Annotated in this window: 3 protein-coding genes; all 3 read left to right on the forward strand. The window is 77.7% G+C overall.

Annotated features, from left to right (window positions below; translation table 11 throughout):
• A partial coding sequence (locus tag ABD317_RS34070; protein ID WP_344295237.1) for a beta-N-acetylhexosaminidase occupies positions 1-1,426 on the forward strand: 1,426 nt, incomplete at its 5' end.
• A 252-nt stretch (positions 1,427-1,678) separates the two neighbouring features.
• The gene (locus ABD317_RS34075) at positions 1,679-2,575 is read left to right on the forward strand and encodes an FAD binding domain-containing protein (RefSeq protein WP_344295240.1); all 897 of its coding nucleotides are present in this window, start codon (positions 1,679-1,681) and stop codon (positions 2,573-2,575) included.
• Positions 2,572-4,242: 2Fe-2S iron-sulfur cluster-binding protein (locus tag ABD317_RS34080; RefSeq protein ID WP_344295243.1), on the forward strand; the 1,671-nt coding region annotated here is incomplete at its 3' end. The genes ABD317_RS34075 and ABD317_RS34080, both read left to right, overlap by 4 nt.

Below are 4,242 nucleotides of genomic sequence, written 5' to 3' on the forward strand. Positions count from 1 at the left end.
CGCCGCGGGCGCGGCCGGCCCCGAGGCGTACCGGCTGACCGTCGGCCCCGACGGCGTACGGATCACCGGCGGCGGCCCCGCCGGGCTCTTCTGGGGCGCGCAGACCCTGCGCCAGCTCCTCGGCCCCGAGGCGTACCGCACCGCCCCCCTCCGCGCGCGCACCTGGGAACTGCCGCACTGCCGGATCGAGGACGCCCCGCGGTTCGGCTGGCGCGGCTTCATGCTCGACGTCTCCCGGCACTTCCTCACCAAGCGCGAGGTGCTGCGCCACCTCGACCTGATGGCCGCGCACAAGCTCAACGTGCTGCACTTCCACCTCACCGACGACCAGGGCTGGCGCATCGAGATCAAGCGCCACCCCAAGCTCACCGAGGACGCCGCCTGGCGCCCGCGCACCAAGGTCGGCCACCGCGCCTCCGACGTGTGGGACGAGCGCCCGCACGGCGGTTACTACACCCAGGACGACATCCGCGAGATCGTCGCGTACGCCGCCGCCCGGCACATCACCGTCGTCCCGGAGATCGACATCCCCGGCCACTCGCAGGCCGCCATCCACGCCTACCCCTGGCTCGGCAACACCGACGTCGTCGACACCGCGGCGCTCGGCGTCTGGTGCGAGTGGGGGGTGTCGGAGAACGTCCTCGCGCCGACCGAGGAGGTGCTGCGCTTCTACGAGGGCGTCCTGGAGGAGGTGCTCGACCTCTTCCCCGGCGCCTTCGTGCACGTCGGCGGCGACGAGTGCCCCAAGCACCAGTGGAAGTCCTCGCCGGCCGCCCAGGCCCGCATCCGCGAGCTGGGCCTGGCCGACGAGGACGAGCTGCAGTCGTGGTTCATCCGGCACTTCGACCGCTGGCTCGCCGACCGCGGCCGGCGCCTCATCGGCTGGGACGAGATCCTCGAAGGCGGCCTCGCGGAGGGCGCCACCGTCTCCTCCTGGCGCGGCTACGCCGGCGGCATCGCCGCCGCCCGCGCGGGCCACGACGTCGTCATGTGCCCCGAGCAGCAGGTCTACCTCAACTACCGCGAATCGGGCGCCCCGGAGGAGCCCGTGCCCATCGCGCAGGTGCGCACGCTGGAGGACGTCTACCGCTTCGAGCCCGTGCCGCCGCAGCTGCAGAGCGACGATGCCGCGGCGGAGCACGTCATCGGCACCCAGGCCAACGTCTGGAGCGAGGTGCTGGAGAGCCCGCAGCGCTTCGACTACCAGGTGTATCCGCGGCTCGCCGCCTTCGCCGAGGTCGCCTGGTCCGCGCTGCCGCCGTCCGCGGAGCGGGACTTCGCCGGCTTCGCGGCCCGCATGGAGGAGCACTACGGGCGCCTCGACGCGCTCGGCGTCGACTACCGCCCGCCCGGCGGCCCGCGGCCCTGGCAGCAGCGCCCGGGGGTGCTCGGACGCCCGATCGAAGGGCCGCCCCCGATCGTGTGAGCCGCCGCGCTGCTCCGGAAGTCGTACAAGACTCCCCGAAGAGTGACAATCCCCACTCGGCGCCGACGAGGTGCCAATCCGGGCCCGCGAGTTGGGTGCCGAGCGGGGTACGCTCGTGTTCTTCCGCGCCGCCTTCAGGCGGCCCCGGACCGTGACGGATGTGCCAGAGTTGCCTCGTCCCGGCCGGGAGCCCGTACCGTACGGCGGAACGGCCGGAACTCCAGGGGGGACACTGCGGAAGGGGCAGCAGGGTTGACCACGCATGCACCGCAGGCCGCGCAGACGGTGGTGCTGCCGGACTCGCTCGACGAAGCGGTCGCGGCGCTCACCGCCATGCCCGCCGCCGTGCCCGTCGCCGGCGGGACGGACCTCATGGCCGCCGTCAACGCCGGTCTGCTGCGCCCCTCCGCCCTCGTCGGCCTCGGCCGGATCAGCGAGCTGCGCGGCTGGCACTACCAGGACGGCGCCGCCCTCCTCGGCAGCGGCCTGACCCACGCGCGCATCGGCCGGCCCGACTTCGCCGCGCTCATCCCGGCGCTCGCCGCCGCCGCCCGCGCCGCGGGCCCGCCGCAGGTGCGCAACGCCGGCACGCTCGGCGGCAACATCGCCTCCGCCGACCGCACCGGCGACGCCCTCCCGGTGCTCGCCGCGCTCGACGCCACCGTGGTGATCGCCGAGACCACCGGCGGGCACCGCGAGATCCCGGTCAGCCACCTGCTCGCGGGCGTGGAGATGCTGCGCCCCGGCGAGCTGGTCGCGTTCGTACGGGCGCCGCTGCTGCACGCCCCGCAGGTGTTCCTGAAGGCCACCGGGCGCACCGGGCCTGGGCGCGCCGTCGCCTCGGTCGCGCTGGTGCTCGACCCGGCGCACCGCTCGGTGCGGTGTGCCGTCGGCGCGGTGGCGCCGACGCCGCTGCGGCCGATGGAGGCCGAGCAGTGGGTCGCCGGCCTGATGGACTGGGACGGCCACCGCGGGCTGCCCCCGGAGGCGCTGGCGGCCTTCGGCGAGTACGTCGCCGCCGCGTGCATCCCCGACCCGCCGCCCGCGGCGGAGGGCGAGGAGCCGCCGCGGCTGCCGGCGGCGGCGCTGCACCTGCGGCGGACGGTGTCGGCGCTGGCGCGCCGGGCACTGGGGAGGGCGCTGTCGTGAGCCGGGACCGGACGGACGGAGAGCAGCAGCCGCAGTACGGCGCCGGCGGCTGGCAGCCGATGCCGCAGGGCGCGGACGGCGACCCGGACGCCACGGCGTTCGTGCAGCTGCCGCCGGAGGTGTTCCCCGAGGGCGACGCGGGCGCGCCGCTGGCCGCGCCGGGGCACGGGTACGTGCCGCCGCCGATAGCGGTCCCGGCGACGGACCCGGGGGAGACGGGGCAGTTCCAGATCCCGGACGGGCTGCAGGGCCAGGAGGCACAGGGGGTCCCCGAGGAGTACGGCCCGGACGAGGCGTACGGGTACGAGCAGGGAGCCGGTCCGGGTGCGGGCCGGCGGCCCGGGGGCGGGCCCGGGGCGGGCGGCTTCGGGCAGGCGGGCATGCGCGCGGTGGCGGAGAGCCGGCGCGGGGCGACGGCGGCCGGGGCCGAGGCGTACGCGCAGGGCGCGGCGGGGACGGAACCGGGCCCCGGCGCCGCCCCGTACGGACCGCCGCGGGACGCGGACCACGACGGCGCCCGGTGGAGCGCCGGGCCCGCGGGCTACCCGGCCGACCACGACCCGGGCGCGGACCCGTGGCCCGGGGCCGCCGCCCACGCCGACGGCGGCGACGGCCCGTACGGCGACGGCTCCTACGGCGACGTCCCCCCGGGACCCGCGCCGCACCCCGCCGACCGCGAAGGGCCGCCCGTCGAGGGGCAGATCAGCGCGTGGCGCCCGGTGCGGCCGGGCGAGCGCACGGCGCCGTCCTGGTCGATCCCGACCGCCCCCGACGACCTGCCGGAGGATTCCGGCGAGTACGCGCTGCACGACCGCTCCCCGGCCGCCGGGCAGCCGGACGGCGACGCCAGGGAGCACACGCCGCCGGGGGCCGGGCACGTGCCCGGGTGGACGGAGGACGGCCCGGACCCGGACCCGGGGACGGACGCCGCGACGGACGCCGGGATGGACGCCGCGACCGGCACGGACGCCGACACCGGCGCGGGCCCCGACACCGCCGGGCCCGAGGAGCCGGTCCCCGTCCCGCTCAGCGCCCCCGCCCCGCCGCCCGACGAACACCCGCTGGCCTCGTACGTGCTCCGCGTGAACGGCGCCGACCGCCCGGTCACCGGCGCGTGGATCGGGGAGTCGCTGCTGTACGTGCTGCGCGAGCGGCTCGGGCTCGCGGGCGCGAAGGACGGCTGCTCGCAGGGCGAGTGCGGCGCGTGCTCGGTGAAGGTCGACGGCCGGCTGGTGGCGGCGTGCCTGGTGCCGGCGGCGACGGCCGCGGGCGCGGAGATCCGCACCGTCGAGGGCCTGGCGGACCAGGGCGTGCACTCCGACGTCCAGCGGGCGCTGGCGGCGTCGGGCGCGGTGCAGTGCGGGTTCTGCGTGCCGGGCCTGGCGATGACCGTGCACGACCTGCTGGAGGGCAACCACACGCCCAGCGAGCTGGAGGCCCGCCGGGCGCTCAGCGGCAACCTGTGCCGCTGCACCGGCTACCGCGCGGTGCCCGACGCCGTCCAGGAGGACATCGACGGCCGCCGCGTCCCGGACGACGGCGCCCCCGCCGCCCCCGCCGCCGCGGCCGGCCCCGCGACCGCCGTCGCCGCCGCGGGCGACGCCGAGCGCGCCCGTATCCCGCAGCAGGCCGCCCCCGGCCAGGGCGGCGCCCACCCCGCCCCCGAC

Origin of the sequence: Streptomyces synnematoformans, assembly GCF_039531005.1 — a bacterium.
Classification (GTDB): domain Bacteria; phylum Actinomycetota; class Actinomycetes; order Streptomycetales; family Streptomycetaceae; genus Streptomyces; species Streptomyces synnematoformans.